This is a genomic window from Burkholderia sp. Bp8992, assembly GCF_003853705.1.
Lineage (GTDB): Bacteria > Pseudomonadota > Gammaproteobacteria > Burkholderiales > Burkholderiaceae > Burkholderia.
Genome location: NZ_QTQI01000061.1, coordinates 1 through 5,000, shown reverse-complemented (window position 1 = coordinate 5,000; position 5,000 = coordinate 1). Strand labels below are relative to the sequence as shown.

4 protein-coding genes and 1 pseudogene are annotated in these 5,000 nt (G+C 61.8%); 3 read left to right on the top strand and 2 right to left on the bottom strand.

The window, feature by feature from the left end; all coding sequences use genetic code 11:
- Positions 1-228 precede the first annotated feature (228 nt).
- Positions 229-384: pseudogene (locus tag DIE03_RS39130) on the top strand (efflux RND transporter permease subunit); the annotation flags it as partial.
- A gap of 537 nt (positions 385-921) precedes the next feature.
- Here the strand turns inward: DIE03_RS39130 and DIE03_RS37870 are convergent.
- Positions 922-1,446: a TetR/AcrR family transcriptional regulator gene (locus DIE03_RS37870; RefSeq protein ID WP_230948490.1), complete on the bottom strand. Its 525-nt coding sequence runs from the start codon at positions 1,444-1,446 to the stop codon at positions 922-924.
- A gap of 255 nt (positions 1,447-1,701) precedes the next feature.
- On the opposite strand from DIE03_RS37870, the gene DIE03_RS37865 reads away from it, so the two are divergent.
- Both DIE03_RS37865 and DIE03_RS37860 read left to right on the top strand, forming a co-directional pair.
- Positions 1,702-2,415 carry a hypothetical protein gene (locus tag DIE03_RS37865; RefSeq protein WP_230948492.1) on the top strand — a complete coding sequence of 238 codons (714 nt, stop codon included), beginning with the start codon at positions 1,702-1,704 and terminating at the stop codon, positions 2,413-2,415.
- A gap of 379 nt (positions 2,416-2,794) precedes the next feature.
- Positions 2,795-3,877: a porin gene (locus DIE03_RS37860; RefSeq protein WP_185658307.1), complete on the top strand. Its 1,083-nt coding sequence runs from the start codon at positions 2,795-2,797 to the stop codon at positions 3,875-3,877.
- Positions 3,878-4,080: 203 nt separating this feature from the next.
- Here the strand turns inward: DIE03_RS37860 and fahA are convergent.
- Positions 4,081-5,000, bottom strand: a 920-nt coding sequence (gene fahA / locus DIE03_RS37855; protein ID WP_124457128.1) for a fumarylacetoacetase, incomplete at its 5' end; no start/stop codon positions are given.

Below are 5,000 nucleotides of genomic sequence, written 5' to 3'. Positions count from 1 at the left end.
CGGCCGTCGCGATGCGGCTATGCTCGCCCAACAGTTGCAAATGATTCTCCATTCGGTGTGCTGAATTTACCGCTTACGTTCAACCTCGCGCCGAGGCAATTGCTCGGCAACGCGGTTGCGGCCATTCGTGCGGCGGAGGCGGTCGCAGCCGCAGGCAAGCCCGACACGCTCACGGGCACGTTCCATGCGTTCCAGGCATCGCTCGCGAGCGAGCCGTACCTAATTTTCGCCGCGCTGTTCGGCGCGTTGCCGCTCGCGATCGGACATGGTACGGGCGCCAAGTTGCGCGTGCCGCTGGGCATTGCGATCGCTGGCGGCCTGATCCTGTCGCAACCGCTGACGCTGTTTACGACGCCTGTCGTCTACCTGTATTTGGACCGGCTGGCGCGGCTCTTCGAATGCGGTGCAGGGGACGACGATGCGTTGCTCGAGTCAGTGGCCGAGACGAGCAGTCGGCGTGATGGCAACGTGTCACCGCGGGTCCGATTGATCCTCGGATTTTTTCCGCGACGCTGCATGGTTCATTTTCGCGCAGGAGCGTGGGCGATGGGCCAATGTACAGCACTGCTTCGAGGACATCGGGGGACAGACCCGCGCGCGTAGCGCTCTCCCTCTCGAATTGCGTGCTGCCACAGCGGTGATCGAAAATTGGCGTCGCCACCCCCTTGGCGTTCCTGCATCTCTGACGTTGGCGAAGACGCCCCGGTGGGTGGGTTCATGGGCATTGCGCCACATGCGGGCCTGGAGGTTCTTCGACTCGGGCGTGCTGCAGGAGAGGCGGCTCCGGTTGAGCTAGTGCTGAAGGTGCAATGCGAGCACCCGCATCGCGACGGTTGCAGGAGCGGATGCAGTCGATGCTGTTGGGCGTCTCCCGGAGCGCTCGCCTTCCTCGATGGTCCGATCGTTGAGATTGCCCGATGCTCAGGAGCCTCGCTCCCGAAGCATCCAACGCGTTAGTTCTCGAATCTGATCGGTCGTGACGCGCTCGTGCAGGATTAGCGTGCGTAGATAAACGGCGCCGAGCAGGCAATGAAGCAGGGGCATCGGATCCGCTCCCTGCGGCCACTCGCCCACTTTTGTGGCGCGGTCGAAAACCTGCTGAACCGCCGAAAAGCGGTTCGTCCACAACCTGCGCAGTTCGCCCGCCACGGCCGCATCGTTGTACGTGGCCAGCACGAACTGAATGGCAGACCTGCCCACGCCCGTTCGCAAGTAGCGCGCGGTTGCCGACAGCAGCGCGACGAGATCCGCGTGAAGCGAGCCCCGATCCGGTATCGCAATGTGTTCGGCGAAAAGCTCGAAGACGGCTTCCATCATCAGCCCTTCCTTGCTCTTCCACCGGCGATAGATCGAACTCTCATGCACGCCCGCGAGTGAAGCGATGGCGCCGATGTTGAGCCCCTCGAAACCCGACGCCTGCAATTGGGCAATCGTTGCGGAGATCACCGCGTCACGGACGCGTGCGCTACGGCCGCCCAAGCGACGACGGGGCGACGGCGATTCTTGTTCGGCTGACTTTGGCATGAGCGGATTTTACACATCGTTGCATCGACTGCCCGCGTCGTCACAGCAGCCCGACCATGAGCACGACCCTGGGCGATGGCCGACAGGCATGCGGTAAACACTAACGCAAGTTTACTTGCGTTAGTGGAGCGAGTCGGGAAACATGGCAACTCGTTCACCAGTGCTACGGAGGCTCAAGTGAAAGCAGTGACGTTTTTCAAGTCAGGTACGGAGGTGGCCGGCGAGGACATCCTCAGAATGGAGGTCAAAAGGGCGCGCTACATGATGGCCTTGCTCATGGAGAAACTGGGGGCAGACGGCATGGTCAGCCTGTTCGCGCAGGAGATCGCGGAGCACGAATCGAACGAGAAGGATTGGTCGCTGCGTGCGAACGGCCGCTTCAGTTCGTCAGTTGCCGAAGCGCACGTGGCAGTGGGCACCAGCGCGGAGTTCGTGGCCTGGTTCTGGGACGGATATGGCGGGCCGAACAGCCCGGCAATGCTTCGTGCTCACCCTGAGCATCTCGGTGCGCTACCGCTCCCGGATGGGCGTGTCGGCATTCTGGAAGTACCCGGCCATACGAAGTCGCCGGCCCTCCTGAAGCTCCGCCATCTGGATGACTGGAGCGGTATCCCGATCGAACTGGCACCCGATATGCCGCATCGAATGATGGGGCGCGTCGAGACGCCCGATGGTGTGACCGTCGGCTACTTGCTGCACCAGTTCAGGGACACGCTTCCGGGGTTCGATGCGCGGCTGGAGATCTTCTGGCCATCGACCGCGCCGGAAGTACTCATTCACGGCCACTCGGACCACCTGATGGTCGAGTGGTGCAACTGGTTCGAGCTGTACGTCCTCTCGCGGACGCAAGCAAGTGACTTGATGCCGTTGGCGCTTTCCGTGAATACGTGACCGCGCGATCGGTTCGCGTACTTCGAGCGGGCCAGTGCGGCGCGGGCCGCTTGGGTGGAGCGGCAAAGCAGCAGCGGAAACACGCTACCGCTTTGCCGCGTCATCGATACCGTGGGCCGATTGCGGCGGATGTGCGATCAACTTTGCGATCCGGTCCCTCGACAACATCGCGAGGGACATCAATCCCTGGCCGGCGGCGGTTCAAGAAAAACCAACGCTCCGGCGTGCGTGCCCGTCAGCACACCGAGGACCGGAGCCGAAGCGGCCCTCTGTCCGGCTTCGTTTGATCGCCATATGTTGGGCGCCGCACGGAGGTGGATTCTTATTCAATTATTTTGCAGTCCTGCATGACTGGAGGAGACATTAAAACGTGAGCAAGATGCAGAAAATCCGTCCGATGCTGCTGATCCCTGTCTCGATCGCGGTATCGGGCTTATCGTCGAACGCGCATGCGCAAAGTAACGTCACGCTGTATGGTGTGGTGGATGCTGGCGTGATGTATACGAGCCGTACCTTCGACGCCGGAACGGGTGCGAGCGGCCCGCATCAGGTATCGGCAACGGATGGCGGAATCTCGGGTTCTCACTTCGGTATCACCGGTGCCGAGGATTTGGGCGCTGGGACGAAGGCGATCTTTACGCTCGAAAGCGGTTTTACGACGAACAACGGGGCGCTGGGCAACTCGAACGGGAATCTCTTCGGGCGGCAAGCCTTCGTCGGGCTCTCCGGACACTTCGGTACCGTCAAGGCCGGCCTACAGTACTCGCCGTTCGGACTTGCGATCGTCGATACGGACGCGCGGCATGCGTCGTTCTTCGGGAGTCAGGCCGGAATCTACATGGGCAATTTTTTTGCGACCGGCATTTTCGTCGCCAATGCCGTGTCCTATACGAGCCCGACGATCGCCGGCTTGCAGGCGAGTGCATTGCTTGCGCTGGGCGGCGATCCAAAGGGATTTCAGGCGGGGCGCCAGTATGCGGCTCGCGTGAGATACGAATGGAAAGACCTGGTCGTGAACGCTGCGCTCTTCAGTGGAAATCCCGGCGGTTCAGCCAGCGTTTCCACGCCATTCCCGTCGACGATCGAATTCAGCGGGCGAACGGTCGGTGCGAGCTACAGGTGGGGAGGTGCAACACTCAAGGGATCGTACACAAGCTACAAGATCGCCGGCTCCTTCAACGAGAAAGTGTATGCCGCGGGCGGCGAATATCTGATCACGCCGGCACTGTCCGCCGACGTAGGCGTTTGGTACATGCGGGACAGTAACGATTCGGCGAACCATTCTTTACTGGCGTCTGCCGGGCTGGACTACTTTCTGTCGAAACGAACGACCTTGTATGGCTCCGCGGCATGCGCGAACAACCACGGGTTGATGCATACGGGATTCACGGTGAATGGCGCGCTGTATGAGCCAACCGGCAGCAGTGTGGGCATCGTCGTTGGTGTTCGTCACTTCTTCTAGCGCACCCGAAAGACACATGCGCTGAAATCGCCGCCAGCCGATGACGCTGGCGGCGATTTCGCGCATGCGTGCTGGCGTTGCGGTGCTGTGTTCAAGCACGGCGAGCGAACACGGCGAGTCCACTGGCGGAGCGTTTCAAGGCGCGAGCACCACGAACGTGGTCCTCGCATTGAATCAATGACCGGTTGCGAAACGACGCGCGGTTAATGATCACCTTCCGCGGCCGGCACCGGCAACACGGTTCCATGGTTGGTGCCGAAACCGATTCGTGCAAAGCCATCGCGTTCGCACCAGCCCCGGAAAATGACGGTATCGCCATCGTCGAGGAATGCGCGGCTTTCACCATTGCCGATATCCACGGGTTGAGTGCCGCCTACGGTCAGTTCGATCAACGCACCGGCTTCGCCCGATGACGGGCCCGAGATGGTGCCGCTTCCCAGCAGGTCACCCGGCTGGAGGTTACAGCCCCCCATCGTGTGGTGCGCGATCATCTGCCCTAACGTCCAGTATTGATGCCGGAAACTGGTGCGTGTCAACGTACGTGGCTGGCGTCCTTGCGCGAGCTGACGCGCGCTCAGGACCGACGCCTCGAGCTGGATGTCGAACGCACCGGCCGCGCGGTTGTCGTCCGAGGACAGGTAGTCGAGCGGCTGCGGGCGTTCGGCGGCACGTGACCACGTGGTGCGATACGGCAGCAATGCTTCGAGGGTGACCAGCCAGGGCGATATCGTCGTCGCGAAATTCTTCGCGAGGAATGGCCCGAGCGGCTGCATTTCCCACGACTGGATGTCGCGCGCGGACCAATCGTTCAGCAGGCAGAGCCCGAAAATATGCCGTTGAGCGTCACGCAGCGGGATGGAATTGCCGCGCGGATTGCCGACCCCGATCACCGCGCCCAGTTCCAGCTCGTAGTCGAGCCACCGACAGGCGTCGTGAACGGGAGGGGCGGACGGGTCCGGGCGGTATTGCCCCATCGGTCGGTAGACCTGCTGACCGCTGACGTCGATCGACGACACGCGGCCGTGATAAGCAATGGGTAACCAGTCGAAATTCGGGCTGATCGCCATGCCGAGCGGGCGGCTGCAGTTCACCGCATGATCGAGCGAGGTGTAGAAGTCGGTGT